Annotated in this window: 14 protein-coding genes, 1 pseudogene and 1 riboswitch; of the genes and pseudogenes, 9 read left to right on the top strand and 6 right to left on the bottom strand. The window is 71.0% G+C overall.

Features of this window, described 5'->3' with window-relative positions; genetic code table 11:
* The 3 genes from OO62_RS35650 to OO62_RS35640 form a co-directional block, all read left to right on the top strand.
* On the top strand, window positions 1-532 hold a 532-nt coding region (locus OO62_RS35650), incomplete at its 5' end, for an Hsp70 family protein (RefSeq protein ID WP_033271881.1).
* The gene (gene grpE / locus OO62_RS35645) at window positions 529-1,104 is read left to right on the top strand and encodes a nucleotide exchange factor GrpE (RefSeq protein WP_033271880.1); all 576 of its coding nucleotides are present in this window, start codon (window positions 529-531) and stop codon (window positions 1,102-1,104) included. The genes OO62_RS35650 and grpE, both read left to right, overlap by 4 nt.
* A 181-nt stretch (window positions 1,105-1,285) precedes the next feature.
* Window positions 1,286-2,047, top strand: a complete 762-nt coding sequence (locus OO62_RS35640) for a GNAT family N-acetyltransferase (protein WP_033271879.1) — start codon at window positions 1,286-1,288, stop codon at window positions 2,045-2,047.
* A gap of 78 nt (window positions 2,048-2,125) precedes the next feature.
* Here OO62_RS35640 and OO62_RS35635 read toward each other — a convergent pair whose 3' ends face one another.
* On the bottom strand, window positions 2,126-3,991 hold the full coding sequence (locus OO62_RS35635) for a trypsin-like serine peptidase (protein ID WP_051733890.1): 1,866 nt from the start codon (window positions 3,989-3,991) through the stop codon (window positions 2,126-2,128).
* A gap of 271 nt (window positions 3,992-4,262) precedes the next feature.
* Between OO62_RS35635 and OO62_RS35630 the strand changes: the two genes are divergently transcribed.
* On the top strand, window positions 4,263-5,708 hold the full coding sequence (locus tag OO62_RS35630; RefSeq protein ID WP_033271878.1) for a glyceraldehyde-3-phosphate dehydrogenase: 1,446 nt from the start codon (window positions 4,263-4,265) through the stop codon (window positions 5,706-5,708).
* Window positions 5,709-5,754: 46 nt separating this feature from the next.
* On the opposite strand, the gene OO62_RS35625 is transcribed toward OO62_RS35630, so the two are convergent.
* Complete coding sequence (locus OO62_RS35625) at window positions 5,755-6,348, bottom strand: heme-binding beta-barrel domain-containing protein (protein WP_051733889.1); 594 nt, start codon at window positions 6,346-6,348, stop codon at window positions 5,755-5,757.
* A gap of 81 nt (window positions 6,349-6,429) precedes the next feature.
* Here OO62_RS35625 and OO62_RS38700 point away from each other — a divergent pair.
* From OO62_RS38700 to OO62_RS39815, 3 genes and pseudogenes are all read left to right on the top strand, one after another.
* A pseudogene (locus tag OO62_RS38700) lies at window positions 6,430-6,582 on the top strand (aldo/keto reductase); the annotation flags it as partial.
* Window positions 6,583-6,796: 214 nt separating this feature from the next.
* Window positions 6,797-6,988, top strand: a riboswitch (cobalamin riboswitch).
* Window positions 6,989-7,181: 193 nt separating this feature from the next.
* Complete coding sequence (gene metE, locus OO62_RS35620) at window positions 7,182-9,518, top strand: 5-methyltetrahydropteroyltriglutamate--homocysteine S-methyltransferase (RefSeq protein ID WP_033271877.1); 2,337 nt, start codon at window positions 7,182-7,184, stop codon at window positions 9,516-9,518.
* A 117-nt stretch (window positions 9,519-9,635) separates the two neighbouring features.
* Window positions 9,636-9,800: a hypothetical protein gene (locus tag OO62_RS39815; RefSeq protein ID WP_157850192.1), complete on the top strand. Its 165-nt coding sequence runs from the start codon at window positions 9,636-9,638 to the stop codon at window positions 9,798-9,800.
* A gap of 70 nt (window positions 9,801-9,870) precedes the next feature.
* Here OO62_RS39815 and OO62_RS35615 read toward each other — a convergent pair whose 3' ends face one another.
* The 3 genes from OO62_RS35615 to OO62_RS35600 form a co-directional block, all read right to left on the bottom strand.
* Window positions 9,871-10,113 carry a hypothetical protein gene (locus OO62_RS35615; protein ID WP_228332553.1) on the bottom strand — a complete coding sequence of 81 codons (243 nt, stop codon included), beginning with the start codon at window positions 10,111-10,113 and terminating at the stop codon, window positions 9,871-9,873.
* Between the two features lie 192 nt (window positions 10,114-10,305).
* A complete protein-coding gene (locus tag OO62_RS35605) occupies window positions 10,306-10,668 on the bottom strand; it encodes a hypothetical protein (RefSeq protein ID WP_033271874.1) in 363 nt (120 codons plus the stop codon).
* A 146-nt stretch (window positions 10,669-10,814) separates the two neighbouring features.
* Complete coding sequence (locus tag OO62_RS35600; RefSeq protein ID WP_033271873.1) at window positions 10,815-11,576, bottom strand: MerR family transcriptional regulator; 762 nt, start codon at window positions 11,574-11,576, stop codon at window positions 10,815-10,817.
* A gap of 706 nt (window positions 11,577-12,282) precedes the next feature.
* Here OO62_RS35600 and OO62_RS35595 point away from each other — a divergent pair.
* Complete coding sequence (locus OO62_RS35595) at window positions 12,283-13,167, top strand: hypothetical protein (RefSeq protein ID WP_129322878.1); 885 nt, start codon at window positions 12,283-12,285, stop codon at window positions 13,165-13,167.
* Window positions 13,168-13,226: 59 nt separating this feature from the next.
* Here the strand turns inward: OO62_RS35595 and OO62_RS35590 are convergent, their stop codons facing one another.
* A complete protein-coding gene (locus tag OO62_RS35590; RefSeq protein WP_033271871.1) occupies window positions 13,227-14,678 on the bottom strand; it encodes an amidase in 1,452 nt (483 codons plus the stop codon).
* Window positions 14,679-14,735: 57 nt separating this feature from the next.
* Between OO62_RS35590 and OO62_RS40310 the strand changes: the two genes are divergently transcribed.
* Window positions 14,736-14,977, top strand: a 242-nt coding sequence (locus OO62_RS40310) for a hypothetical protein (protein WP_211267962.1), incomplete at its 3' end; no start/stop codon positions are given.

Below are 14,977 nucleotides of genomic sequence, written 5' to 3'. Positions count from 1 at the left end.
CGACGCCAACGGCATCATGCACGTGACCGCGAAGGACCTGGGCACGGGCAAGGAGCAGAAGATGACCGTCACCGGCGGCTCCTCGCTGCCGAAGGACGACATCGACCGGATGGTCCGCGACGCGGAGGAGTACGCGGACGAGGACCGCCGCCGCCGCGAGGCCGCCGAGACCCGCAACCAGGCCGAACAGCTGGTCTACCAGACCGAGAAGTTCCTCAAGGACAACGAGGAAAAGGTCCCCGGCGAGGTCAAGACCGAGGTCGAGGAAGCCGTCACCGAGCTCAAGGAGAAGCTCAAGACCGCTTCCGGCGACGGCGACCACACCGCCGAGCTGCGCACCGCCACCGAGAAGCTCGCGACCGTGTCCCAGAAACTCGGCCAGGCCATGTACGCCGACACCCAGGCCACCCAGTCCGCCGCGGGCGGCGCCGAAGGGGCCGAGGGCGGCGAGCAGGCCCGGTCCGACTCCGCCGATGACGTCGTCGACGCCGAGATCGTCGACGACGACAAACGGGAGGGAGGCACGCGATGAACCGCCCGCCCCACGTCCACGGCGTGCCGCGTCCGCCGCTCGCCCTGGTCGGCCACGACCACTCCGTGGGCGGCCGCGGCACCTCCCCCGCCGACCGCGGCACCGCGCCCCCCGGGTCCTCCCCCGCCCCCGGCGACGCCACGGACGCCGCGCTCCGCGCCGAACTGCGCGAGCGCACCGCCGACCTCCAGCGCCTCAAGGCCGAGTACGACAACTACCGCAAGCGCGTGCGCCGCGACCGGCAGGCCGTCGCCGAGATCGCCGTGTCCAACGTCCTGGCCCGGCTCCTGCCGGTCCTCGACGCCCTCGCCGAGGCGACGGCGCAGGGCGAGGTGACGGACGGCTTCGCGCGGGTGGCCGGGGCCCTGGAGACGGAGCTGGCGTCCCTGGGCCTGCAGAGCGTCGCCGCCCCCGGCGCCCCCTTCGACCCCACCCTCCATGAGGCCGTCACCTGCACCCACACCGACCGCGTCACCTGCCCCACGTGCTCGGCGGTGCTGCGCCAGGGCTACCGGGTGGGCGGACAGCTGCTGCGCCCCGCTGAGGTGGTGGTCGCGGCCCCGGACCGCTGACGGCGGGAGGATTTGCACCGGGCCCGGGGCGGTGTGCCAGAGTGGACAGTCCGGTCGGCCCACCGCCTGAGGTGCGCTGCCGCCGGACCCCCTCCCCCCACATCGACGACGCCGGCCCGGCCGTGTCCGGACCGGTCGCCGTCGGCTCTGTACACCCCTCTTCCGTCTTCCCCAGAGAGCGATGCAGGCAACGACTCTTGTCCCCCGGACCGCAGATCTGTTCAGCCAGGGCCTGGAGCGCCGGACCGGTGCCGCCCTGCTGCGTTTCGGCGCCGCACGACCCCGCCCGGCCGGCCGGATCAGTTGGTCCGGCAACGGCGCGGCGGCGTGGCTCGACGACTCCCGTGGGCACGTATGGAGCGTCGGCGAACCCGTCGCGGCGGCCGGGCTGATCCTGCGCGCCGCCCAGGGATTTCCCGACCGGGTACGGGAGTTCACCGGCCCCCGCGGCACCGACGCACTGGTCGGCCGCCATCTGACGGTGACCGGCCCGGTCGAGTGGATCTTCCGCTGGACCATGGAGGAGCCCGACGTCCACCCGGCGGAACACCGCGTGGTGATCCTCGGCGACGAGCACCACGACGAGCTGCTCGCCTTCCTCAACCGGCACAGCCCGGCCCATTCGACCGGCCCCGGTTCCGCCGACGTGAGCCTGTGGGCGGCGATCCGCGGCGCGGACGGGGAGCTGGTGGCCTGCGGTGCCCTGAGCAGCCTGCGCGACAGCGGTGCCCCCCTGATGGCGTCCGTCGCCACCGACGCCCGTCAGCGCGGCCAGGGCCTCGGCGCGGCCCTCACCTCCTGGCTGACCCGCCGGGCGGTACACCGCCACGGCTTCTGCACCCTGTGGCAGCTCGCCGACAACGCCCCGGCCGAACGGCTCTACAGCCGCCTCGGCTACCGCAACGAGGACCCGTGCGTGTCCGCCCGGCTCACCTCGTACTGACGGCCGGCGCCACGCCGGCACAGCACGGTGCCCTCCGCTTCCGTGACCGGAAGGGGAGGGCACCGCGGGCCGCGTCGGTCAGCTGATCTGCGGCAGCACCAGCACGCGCTCAGGCCCCGGCGACGTCATCGTGGTGTCCCCGTTCATGGCGACCTTGCCGGCGGGCCAGCGGACGACCACGTCGTCCTGGCGGGTGCCGCCGCCGAACGCGCCGACGGCGACCAGGCCGCCGTTGCGCCAGGCCGACTTGGCGGGCCGGAGCTCGTGCTCGGCCTTGAGGCCCTTGGCGGCGACGTTCTCGTACACCGTGACCTCCCCGTCCGACCACCGTACGAACAGGTCCTGGTCGCCGGCCGCGGTCCCGAAGTCCCCGGCGGCGAGATCACCGGCGTGCGGCCAGGTGGTGTTCTTCTTGGCGAGCTGCCTCTCGGCGTGCAGGCCCTTGCCGTCCACGTTGGTGTACAGGGTCATCTCGCCGTCGGACCACCGCACCACGAGGTCGTCGCGCCGCGTGTTGCCGCCGCCGAACCGCCCGGCGGCGAGGCCGTAGGCGTGCGTCCAGGTGCCGTTGGGCCCCTTGAGCTGCACCTCGCTGCCGAGCTTGTTGGTCTCGTTGACGTCCTTGAAGAGACTCAGCTTGCCGTTGGCCCACCGCACGAGGAGGTCGTCGCTGCCGTTGCCGGTGAAGTCGCCGGCGGTGACCGCCTTCGCCTGCTTCCACGCCTCGTTCTTCTTGATCAGCTGCACGTCCTTGCGGAAGCCGTACGCGCCGTTGCCGGGGAAGAGCGAGACCTCGCCGTCGGACCAGCGCACGATCAGGTCACCGGTGTTGTTCCGCACCGAGGCGGTGTGGAACCGGCCGGCGGTCACGCCCGTGGCGTGCAGCCAGGTGGAGGCGTCACCGAGCGGGCTGACGGTGTCCGGCGGCGCGTCGCCGACCGCCTGGTCGTAGAGCCGCCGGACATCGCCGTCGAACTGCGAGGAGTAGGAGACGTCGTCGCGCGTCCCGCCGGTCCGGTAGCCGCCGATGGCGCCGACGAGGTCCCCGCGGCTGCCGTCGAAGTTCTCCAGGAACGGGCCTCCGCTGACGCCCGACCGGAAGCCGGCGCAGGTGATCTCCATGAACCGGTTCTGGAAGGCGACGGTGTCGTTCCTGCACTGCACCGCGGTCTTCTGCCCGCCGGGGTAACCGGTCAGCGTCACCTCACGGCGCGCCAGCTTCGCGGCCGGCACGGACGTCAGGCTGTTGCCCCGCCCGACGGCGTCCTCCAGCAGCTGTCCCTGGGAGTTCGGGCCGACCCGCAGGAACGCGAAGTCCACGTCGTCACTGGGGGACGAGCCGAGGTACCGCCCGTCGATCCAGACCTTCCCCGCCTGGAGCGGGAAGATCCCGTACGGCGTCTCCCCCGCCTGCCCGTCCTGCGAGGCCCCGGTGCGGTAGCCGGGCACGAACGCGACGTTGCGGTAAGGCTTGTCGCCCTTCAGGCAGTGCGCCGCGGTGAGGATCAGGCTCTTGGTCGGCGAGGTCACCGCACTGGCACTGCAGAACTGGTTCGGCGTCGGGGACCCGTCGTCGCTGCGGATCAGGAACACCCCGACCGTGGCGACGCCCGAGTCGGCCGGGTGGCTCGGCACCGCCGCCGACCTGCGGCCGGTGACACCGGACCGCTGCGGGGCGCCCTGGCCCTTCGCCTCCTGCACCACGTCCAGCGGGACGGCACTGCGGATGCGCTCGGGAGTCCAGTAGCGCTCCGTCTCCTCGGCCTTGCTGATCTCTTCCCGGGTCACGCCCTTGGAGGGATCCACCGGGCCGGCCGAGGGGCCGGCGAGCGGGTCCGGGGAGCCGGCCGGCTCCCCGTCGCGAGCGGCGAGAGCCGGAACGGCGAGCACGATCGAGGCGCATGCGCCGAGGGCGGCGGCGCGCGCCCAGGGTATTCGTTTCATGGACCTGTCCGTCGGAGGAATGAAACCGGTCGGGGCTCCCGCGTCGTACCCCCGGCGCAGCGTCCTCCGGGCCGGAGCGCCCCCGTGATCTTACGACCGCCGGCGCCCCTCATTCGTACGCACTTTCGGCCCAAATGCGGGCAAATCCCGCCACTGCAAAGCCCTACATCCCGCACGGGAGCCTGCCGGACCCCCTCAACCGACACCGTTTGAACGATCAAAACGGGGGCGGGTTAGCATATGAGCGCCGCCTAGCTCGAAAGATAAACCTGTGACTGTCAAAGACGACTCGTTCACCAACTGGAAGAACCGCGAGGAGATCGCGGAGTCGATGATCCCGATCATCGGGAAGATGCACAGGGAGCGGGACGTCACCGTCCTGCTCCACAGCCGCTCCTTGGTGAACAAGTCGGTGGTGAGCATCCTCAAGACCCACCGGTTCGCCCGCCAGATCGCCGGCGAGGAACTGTCGGTCACCGAGACCATGCCGTTCCTGCAGGCGCTGGCCGCGCTCGACCTCGGCCCGTCGCAGATCGACATCGGCCTGCTCGCCGAGGCGCACCGGGCCGACGACCGGGGTCTCTCGGTCGAGGAGTTCACCGCCGAGGCCGTCTCCGGCGCCACGGGTGAGAACAAGATCGAGCGCCGTCAGGCGCGTGACGTCGTCCTCTACGGCTTCGGCCGCATCGGCCGCCTCGTCGCCCGCCTGCTCATCGAGAAGGCCGGCTCCGGCAACGGACTGCGGCTGCGCGCCATCGTCGTCCGCGGCGGTGGGGACCAGGACCTCGTGAAGCGTGCCTCGCTGCTGCGCCGCGACTCCATCCACGGCCAGTTCAACGGCACGATCACGGTCGACGAGGCGAACAGCACGATCGTCGCCAACGGCAACGAGATCAAGGTGATCTACGCCAACGACCCGTCCGAGGTCGACTACACGGCGTACGGCATCAACGACGCCATCCTGATCGACAACACCGGCAAGTGGCGCGACCGCGAGGGGCTGTCGAAGCACCTCCGTCCCGGCATCGAGAAGGTCGTCCTGACCGCTCCGGGCAAGGGCGACGTCCCGAACATCGTGCACGGCGTCAACCACGACACCATCAAGCCGGACGAGCAGATCCTGTCCTGCGCGTCCTGCACCACCAACGCGATCGTCCCGCCGCTGAAGGCGATGGACGACGAGTACGGTGTGCTGCGCGGCCACGTGGAGACCGTCCACTCGTTCACCAACGACCAGAACCTGCTGGACAACTACCACAAGGCCGACCGCCGCGGCCGCTCCGCGCCGCTCAACATGGTCATCACCGAGACCGGTGCCGCCTCGGCCGTCGCCAAGGCGCTGCCCGACCTCAAGGCGCCGATCACCGGCAGCTCGATCCGCGTGCCCGTGCCGGACGTCTCGATCGCGATCCTCAGCCTGCGCCTCGGCCGCGAGACCACCCGCGAGGAAGTCCTCGACCACCTCCGCGACATCTCGCTGAACTCGCCGCTCAAGCGCCAGATCGACTTCACCACCGCCCCCGACGCCGTCTCCATGGACTTTGTCGGCTCGCGCCACGCCTCCATCGTGGACGCCGGCGCCACCAAGGTCGACGGCGACAACGCGATCCTCTACCTCTGGTACGACAACGAGTTCGGCTACTCCTGCCAGGTCATCCGCGTCGTCCAGCACGTCTCCGGCGTCGAGTACCCGACGTACCCGGCACCGGCGGTCTGATCGCGCCTGGTCCCCCGCTTCGGCCCGGCCCCGCGTCTCCCCTGCCTCAGGCAGCGGAACCCGGGTCCGGGCCGATGTGCGTCCCCGCGGCCCGGCTGCCGCCCTCCCGTCGAAGCTGCGCCGACAGGTGGTGCTGCAGCGGCCGGCCGACCGCCGCGAGGTCGTGGACGTAGGTGAGCGTGCCCTCGCCGGTCAGGGTGTAGCGGCGGCGGGTGGCACTGACCTCCTTGGCGGTCGGCGCCAACGCCACCTGATGGGTGGTGAGATCGACCGCGCTGTCGGCCGCGCGGCCGACCAGGATCTCCGCGATGCCGGTGGGCTGGGTGATCAATGCCTCCACCCGCCCCTCGGGCTGAAGCCGCCACCAGCCGCTCTCCCTGGCCGACGGCCGCAGGGGCGCGCCGTCCGCGTCGAGCAGCCAGGCGCGCGCCTCGTAGTACAGAAAGGGCCGCCCGTCGTGCCGGAAGGTGACCTCCTGCGCGTACGAGAACTCCTCGGCGAGCGTCGGGTATCCGCCGCGGCCCCGCCCGACCCAGGTACCCAGGAAGCCGGTCAACGGCCCGAGCAGGGCGTGCGGCGCGGGCGCCGCGTCCGCCTCGAACGCATCGGGAAACGGGGGCTTGCGTACAGGGTCGGACATGTTGCGCGCTCCTGGGGGTGTGCGGCCGGTGACGGGTGCAGCCTAGGGCGTGCCCCTCCCCTCGCACGCCGATCCCGGAACGACCTCTCCTACATGCACCGCCGCGACCCCGCCGTCCCGCTGGCCGAGTCCGTCGGCGCCATGGCCGGACTGGTACGGGAAGGCAAGGTCAAGCACCTCGGGCTGAGCGAGGTCACCGGTGCCGAGCTGCGCGAGGCTCGAACTGACGCTCCTGGAGCCGATCGCCGGCCGGGTGGCGGGCGACCGCTACGCGGACATGTCCCTCACCTCCGCGGCCCGGAGCCCGGAGAACTGCCCGCGGTGTGATCCCGGGTCAACTCCACGCCCCGCCACGGGCCCGCGCCCGGCCGGACCGTGTCCCACCTCACGGCCCGAAGTGTGCCCGCGCCGGCCCGCTCCGCCGGGCGGACCCCTAGGCTGACCGGTGCAGCTGGTTCGCCCCGCCCGCCAGGCGGGAGGCGTCGTAAGAGGGAACCCGGTGGGAATCCGGGACTGCCCCGCAGCGGTGAGCGGGAACGACCGCCGTCATACGCACTGGGCCCGGCCGGGCCTGGGAAGCGACGGCCAGTAGGTGTCCTCCCCGGAGGACGTGTCCGCGAGTCCGAAGACCTGCCCGCTGCCCGCGCGCGACCGCTCGTGCGCGGCAATCCCGGTGACCTCGTGGGCGGGTTGGGAGCGCCTCCGGACCACGTCCGGAGGAGTACACACCGGGCGGAAGGCCGCGCTGCGACGCGCGGGCCCGCTCCGTCCCCCCTTCGCGCTCGCGTCCCGTCGCCGGGATCTCAGGGAGACATCTCGCGAAGGAGATTTCCGTGACGACGAAGCCCGCCTCCGCGGCGGCACGGGCCACCGTGTACGGCTACCCCCGCCAGGGACAGAACAGGGAACTCAAGAGGGCCGTCGAGGGCTACTGGAAGGGCCGGATCACCGCCGACGCCCTCCGGGCCACCGCGGCCGGCCTGCGCCGGGCGAACTGGCGCGAGCTGGCCGGGGCCGGCCTGCACGAGGTGCCCGTCGGCGACTTCTCGTACTACGACCACGTGCTGGACACCACCGTCATGGTCGGCGCGATCCCCGAGCGCCACCGCGCTGCCGTCGCGGCCGACGCCCTGGACGGCTACTTCGCCATGGCGCGCGGCACCCAGGACGTGGCCCCGCTGGAAATGACCAAGTGGTTCGACACCAACTACCACTACCTCGTACCGGAGTTGGGCCCGGACACCCGGTTCACCGCCGACCCGGGCAAGCAGGTGGCGGAGCTGCGGGAGGCCCTGGCCCTCGGTCTGACGCCCCGGCCGGTCCTCGTCGGCCCCGTCACCTACCTCCTGCTCGCCAAGCCCGCCCCCGGCGTGGCCGCGGACTTCGACCCGCTGACGCTGCTCGACCGGCTGCTGCCCGTGTACGCCGAGGTCCTCGCCGATCTGCGGGCGGCGGGCGCGCCGTGGGTGCAGCTCGACGAGCCGGCCCTCGTCCAGGACCGCACGCCCGCCGAACTCGCCGCCACCGAACGCGCCTACCGCCACCTCGGCACCCTCGCGGACCGGCCCGCGCTGCTGATCGCCTCCTACTTCGACCGCCTCGGCGACGCCCTCCCCCTGCTGGCCAAGGCCCCTGTCGAGGGGCTCGCGCTGGACTTCACGGGGGCGGCCACCGCCAACCTCGACGCGCTCGCCGCGGCGGGCGGACTGCCCGGGAAGCGCCTGGTCGCCGGGGTCGTCAACGGACGCAACGTCTGGGTCAACGACCTGGCGAAGTCCCTGGCCACGCTCGGCACCCTGCTCGGGCTGGCCGACCGGGTGGACGTGGCCGCCTCCTGCTCCCTCCTCCACGTCCCGCTCGACACCGGCGCGGAGCGCGACATCGACCCGCAGGTCCTGCGCTGGCTGGCCTTCGCCCGCCAGAAGACCGCCGAGGTCGTCACGCTCGCCAAGGGCCTCACCCACGGCACCGGCGCCCTCTCCGCGGAACTCGCCGCCAACCGGGCCGACCTGGCCTCCCGCGCCGGCTCGGCACTCACCCGCGACCCCGCCGTACGGGCCCGCGCCGCGGCCGTCACGGACGCCGACACCCGCCGCTCCCGGCCGTACTCCGAGCGGGCCGCCGCCCAGCGCGCCCATCTCGGCCTGCCGCTGCTGCCGACCACCACCATCGGCTCCTTCCCGCAGACCACCGCACTGCGCACCGCGCGGGCCGACCTGCGGACCGGACGGACCGACACCGCCGGCTACGAGGACCGCGTCAAGGCCGAGATCCAGGAAGTGATCTCCTTCCAGGAGAAGACCGGCCTCGACGTCCTGGTGCACGGCGAGGCCGAACGCAACGACATGGTGCAGTACTTCGCCGAGCAGCTCACCGGCTACCTCGCCACCCAGCACGGCTGGGTCCAGTCCTACGGCACCCGCTACGTCCGCCCGCCCGTGCTGGCCGGTGACATCTCCCGCCCCGGACCGATGACCGTGCGCTGGACGACATACGCCCAGTCCCTCACCGCACGCCCGGTCAAGGGCATGCTCACCGGTCCCGTCACCATGCTCGCCTGGTCCTTCGTCCGCGACGACCAGCCGCCGGCCGACACCGCGCGCCAGGTCGCCCTGGCCCTGCGCGACGAGGTCGACGACCTGGAGGCCGCCGGCACGTCAGTCATCCAGGTCGACGAGCCCGCGCTGCGCGAAACCCTCCCGCTGCGCACCGCCGACCACCCCGCCTACCTGGCCTGGGCCACCGAGGCATTCCGCCTCACCACCGGCGGCGTACGGAACCGCACCCAGATCCACACCCACATGTGCTACGCCGAATTCGGCGACATCGTCCGGGCCATCGACGACCTCGACGCCGATGTCATCAGCCTGGAGGCGGCCCGCTCGCACATGCAGGTCGCCCGCGAACTGGCCGCACACGGCTACCCGCGCGAGGCCGGCCCCGGCGTCTACGACATCCACTCCCCACGCGTACCGAGCCACGAAGAAGCAATGGCCCTCCTGCGTAAGGGACTTGAGGCTCTCCCCGCCGACCGCCTGTGGGTCAACCCCGACTGCGGCCTGAAGACCCGCGCCTGGCCCGAGACCCGCGCCGCCCTGGAGAACCTGGTCCACGCCGCCCGCACCCTCCGCACGCAACTCGCGGCCCGCACCACACCCCCGACCCCCTGACGCCACGGCCGGCGGGGGGGAGCCCGACCGAGAAGCGCCCTCCCCGCCGGCCCCACCAGGCTCCATGAGTACTTCTACGGATAGCCGCCCCACATCGCGATCAGCAGCATGACTCCCATGACTGAACACGAACCCGCCCCCCAACGCCTCGCCCGACCGGCCCACGACCATCGGGCCGCGGAGAAGGTGATCAAGGGCGTCCTCATCGTGGCGGCAGTGGTGGGTGTTTCCCTGCTGCTCTACGTAGCCTTCTTCATCGGCGCCTTCGCCATGGCCGGTTGACCGCCACCGCAACCGGTCGCCTGAGCGCCCCGCAACGAGCCGGTCTCCCCTGACCCGCTCCCCCGCCGAGCTACGACTCCGCCAACTCCCTCAGCCGGGCCGCGTAGAAGGCCGCGACCCCGGCCGCCTCCTCCGGGTCGGCGGTCGCCAGCTGCGCCTGGTCGTCGAGGGCGGCCCGCCGGGCGACCTTCAGCTCCCTCACCCGCGCCTCGTCAGGCACCGGTGCCCGACCTTCAGCTGCGATCCGGTCGGCGTACCAGGCCACCACCGCACGAACGGCATCAAACGCCTGCTGGCCCTCGGGGTCGGACACCACAACCACCCTCCTCAACGAGAAACTCCCCACCCTCCGTGGCGAGGTGGCTCCCCCACCGGAACCGAGGCCGAGAATCCGCAAGGCAAGAATGTCAGCAACTGATCACCCAGGCCCCCGAAACGGGGATGCCCACCATCCATCCGCGGCAATGACCCACGGACCGGAAAACCGCCCGAACGGGTGCCCTACTCAGCGTGGGCGAAGCTGTCCGGTGGTGGGAACGTCGACGACGAAGACATGGCCGATGTTCGCGTCCGGGTATCCGTAGTCGATGTTCTTCACCCGCAGGTGTCGCGGGGTCGCCTCGACGATCTGAACGGCGACGGGCCGGGGATGGTCGGGCAGGGAAAGCAACCAGTCCTGGGCGAGGTAGGCCAGCCCCGAGCGCTCCAGGCACTGACGGGCTTGGTGTTCTTCGGCCGGGGCACCCAGCGGGTAGCCGAAGACGGTGACCGGGATGAAGTACCCCGGGATGGCATCGACGGGCCGCAGGTAGCCGAGGAGTTCATGGTCTGCCCGGCGATGGTGGGCGGCCCAACGAGGGGGAATCACAACGAATACTCCAACTCCAAAACGTCAAACAGGCAGGCAGTCAGTCAGGTACGGGCCCCGGCCACCGAGGTCTGCAGCCCCCAGCAGCCGGTATCGGCCACCCCCGTAGCCGGCATCGGCCGGCTCAGCGCCGGCCGATGCCGTCGTCAGCTCAGCTGCGCCTCGGTGTAGACGGCCATCGCATCGCGCTGGTAAACGGCCAGCCCCTCGGCGATCCGGTCATACGCCCCAAGCCACTGCGCATCCTCCACATACGTCGCCCCGAGGGCCTTGAACGCCCCCGCACTCGGGGTCCACATCCGGCAGATGCCCCGGTAGTGGGCGTCCACCTCGGCCTGCACGGCGGCGTCGGTCACCGGGGTGCCGGCCCGCATGAGCTCCGCCATGCGGATCATGGCCGCGGTGGCCTCACGCTGCAGTCGCTCCTGGTCCTCCTCGGTGAGCGTGGCGGCATACCGCGCGGACGCCTCCGCCTGGCCGGGCCACTGCTCCCTCGCGGCGGCCTCGTAGCGTGCGGCGTCGAAGCCGGCGAACAGATTCTCCGGCGTGCTGATCTTTCCCATGTCGCGGGTGTCCTTGTCCTCTTCCAGTTCGGCAATGGTCCGGCCGACCGTGCGGGCCAGCACATCGAGCCGGTCCCGCTCCGCCAGCAGCCTGCGCCGGTGTTCCCGCAGCGCCACCACCTGGTCCACCTGGGACGCCAGGACCGCGGCTATCTCCCGCAGTCCCAGCCCCAACTCCCGCATCAGCAGAACCTGCTGCAACCGCAGCAGCTCGGCCTCCCCGTAGTGACGGTGACCGCTACTGCCGATATAGGCGGGGACCAGCAGACCGATCTCGTCGTAATGCCGCAGCGTCCGGGACGTCACCCCGGACATCCGCGCCACCTCCGCAATGGACCAGCCCATGGCCGTGCCTTTCCTCGCCGGGCCGGTCTCTCCGGCCACACCACCGAACGTAGAAGTTGACGCAACGACAAGCGCAAGCGGACGACGCCGGCTGCTTCGCCACCGGAATACCGCGGCCAGCCCCGGCAGCCGACTTCGTCAACCTGGGCCCGAACCCACGAGTCCCCGACTGGACGGGGGTTCCAGCCGGGGACTACAAGGCGTGTGCCCCGGTCCCTCGAACGAAAACCCGGGACATCTGGCTCCCGGACACCCCGCCGAACACGTCTCCGGGCAGCAACAGCGTGCACGGCGCCGTTCTCATGCTGCTGCCGGCAGTCACGGCAGTGAGCGCGGCGCTGCTCTCCGGTGCGTGAGGACTACGGAACGACTGGCTCGCCCCACGACCGGCGAGAAGGCCACGAACCATGCTCAGCCAGGTCATTTCCAGGACGCGCCCCGACGACGTCCGGCAGGATCGGGGTGCGCTTCGTCAGACATGACCGAAGGGGTTCGATCCACGTGAACACGTCCACCCTCCAGAGGGCCCGCAGGCTGGTCGCCCTCCTGGCATCGGAAGACCCCGCGATGACGGCGGTCGAGCTGAGTTCGATCCGTAACTGAGGGCTTCCACAAGCCCCTCGCCCTTTATCGCCTCACCCTCCAGGAGTCCGACGTGAGTGGCCACCCCTCGTTCCCCACCCCCAGGTCCGCCCCGGCAAAGGCCATGACTGCGCCCGAGATCGACGAAGCCTTGTCCGCCCTGGCACGCTGCTCGGCCGTCCTCCTCAAGGAGTCGGAAGCTGAGCAGCAACGCATGGAGGAGTTGAACGAGCTCAGCGAAACCAGCATCCAGCAGCGCGCCGAAGGCCGGGGGTCGCCGTACGACGCGGAGTGCGCGCTCCTCTCCGTCCGTCTGAGGCTGGCCATCCGATGCGCGAAGGCGCACCGCGACGCCGCGCACGAATTCGTCTGCTGGTGGGTGGACGCAGCCGTGACGGCGTGGAAATCCGCCGTCCACGGGACACCACTGCCCTACGCACGCCTGGGCGCGGCCGCACCTGACACGCTGATGCTCGATGACGACCTGGCGGTCCTGCCTGGCGTGGACGAGCAGACGCGAAAGCTACTGGAACTGGGCTCCTTCCTGGGCGCACCCCAGCCGGGCACGGGCCCCGGCCACGACGACGACCTCGCCGCCATGACCACCGACCTGGCAGCCCGCTCCGGCCTGTCCATTCGGCAGAACGGAACGGGCGCCGCCGAGGTGGTGGACGACGGCTTCCCGGAGGCGCGACGCCGTCGTCTCTGGGGAGACTGCTGGCTTGAACTCGGCATTCCGGCACTTCCAGGCCCCGGCGGCGAACTCGACGCCCTCCTCGTCCACGCCCCGAGCGAAACCGCGGACCGCCTGCTGAAGGCGTCCCGGGCAGTCGTCAGTGCAGCCATGGCCAGACTGCGTCTGTCGGAGTTGGAAGACACCGAGGCGCCCTGGACGCCGGCGGAGGTCGACGAGTACGACCAACTCTCCTCTCAGCACGACCGTTTGACGCACCTCCTCGCCGACTACGCGCAAGCCGTCACCGAGAGCCTCCCCGAGATGCGGTCCTAGGCGGCGTCTTTAGCCGACCGGCGCCCATAATCCGAACCGTCCGACGCCGGTAGTACGCCCTACTTCGGTGCCTGGAAGCCGCCGATCTTCTGCTCAAGCAATTCGGCCAGCCGCAGCGGGGTGCGGTCCTCGAACATCGGACCGATGAGCTGCACTCCCACCGGCAGACCCTCGGGCGACCGGCCCGCTGGTACAGCGGTGGCGGGTAGACCGGGCATGGTGGCCAGACCGGCCCAAACGAGCTGGTCGAAGTACGGATAGTCGACGCCGTCGATGTCGATCCGGCGTTCCCTCGGATCGGGGTTGTGGTCGTGCGGGAACGCGGGAGTGGGCGTGATGGGACACACCACCGCGTCGAACTCGGCGAAGAGCTGCCGCCAGCCGTGGCGGTGGAGCTCGCGACGGCTGTTCGCCTCAAGCCAGTCGCGATGGCTGAACACCATGCCGCGCAGCATTGCCGCATCGAGACTCTGGTCGTCGGCGCTCAGTTGGGCGGCATGGGTCCGCAGCTGCTCGTATGCTTCGACGGGAAAACGTGCGACGGAGCCCGAGAACAGCAACTGCCTGTAGAGCATCGCGGCTTCGGCCAGGTCGGGCAGCAGCGGACTCTCCCGCTCGACGCGAGCACCGCCATCGACAAGCGCGTCGGCCACCCGGCCCACGCCCGCCCGCACGGCGGACCCGGTCGGAATGAACGGATGCTCGTCGAGGACCAGGACCCGGAAGTCGCGGAGCCGCTCGTGCCGCGCGGGCGGCAGCGTCAGGTGGTACGCCGCACCGAGCGTCAGCGGGTCCGGTCCGGCCATGACGTCAAGCAGGAGCGTGAGGTCGCGAGCGGTCCGCGCCATCGGGCCGACTACGGCGAGGTCCTGCTCGACCGGCAGGGCCGGCCCGGGCGGCGGAACCATGCCGCGGCTCGCCGCCAGCCCGAGTGTCGGCTTGTGCGCGTAAATGCCGCAGAAATGCGCGGGGGTGCGCAACGAACCGGCGAGGTCGGAGCCGATGGACAGCGCGCCGAATCCGGACGCCAGCGCCGCCGCCGAGCCGCCGGAGGATCCGCCCGACGTACGGCGGTGGTCCCACGGGTTGTTGGTGGTGCCGTAGATCTCGTTGAAGCTCTGTATATCTTGCAGCCCCAAGGGCACATTGGTTTTCCCGAGCACCACCGCACCCGCGGCCTTGAGCCGCGACACCTGCACCGCGTCCTCGGCCGGCATGTAGTCCCGGTGCGGCGGCATACCCCAGGTCGTGGGCAGCCCCGCAATGTCGTACGACTCCTTGACCGTCACCGGAATGCCCAGCAGCGGCCGGTCCTCACCGCGGGCACGCGCCTGGTCGGCATCGCGCGCGGCGGCCCGTGCACGGTCGAAGTCCGGCACACAGATCGCGTTGATCGCATCGTCGTCCCGTTCAATACGGGCAATCGCCTCGTCGGTCAGTTCCGCCGAGGTCACTTCACCGGCACGCAAGGCAGCCGCGAGTTCTTCGGCCGTCGGAAAGTTCCAGTCCATGAATGCGACCGTATGGGAGTGTGGAAGAGGGCACGAAATGCCGCTTCACACAACGGGGTGGATGACCCAATACTCATCTGCCTGGCGGTTCTCGACCCGATGGTCGTAGTGCTGGTGGGACTCGTTTCCAACGTCTCGACAGATGAGTTCTTCGAGCCGGCGCAGAAGAACCAGCGCGTGGAAGACGCGAACGGGCCCGGAACGCAGAAAAGCCCCGCACCATACGGTGCGGGGCTCTCCCACAATGATTGTTCGGCGGCGTCCTACTCTCCCACAGGGTCCCCCCTGCAGTACCATCG

It is taken from the genome of Streptomyces lydicus (assembly GCF_000717345.1).
Lineage (GTDB): Bacteria > Actinomycetota > Actinomycetes > Streptomycetales > Streptomycetaceae > Streptomyces > Streptomyces lydicus.
This window is presented reverse-complemented; position numbering and strand designations above follow the sequence as displayed.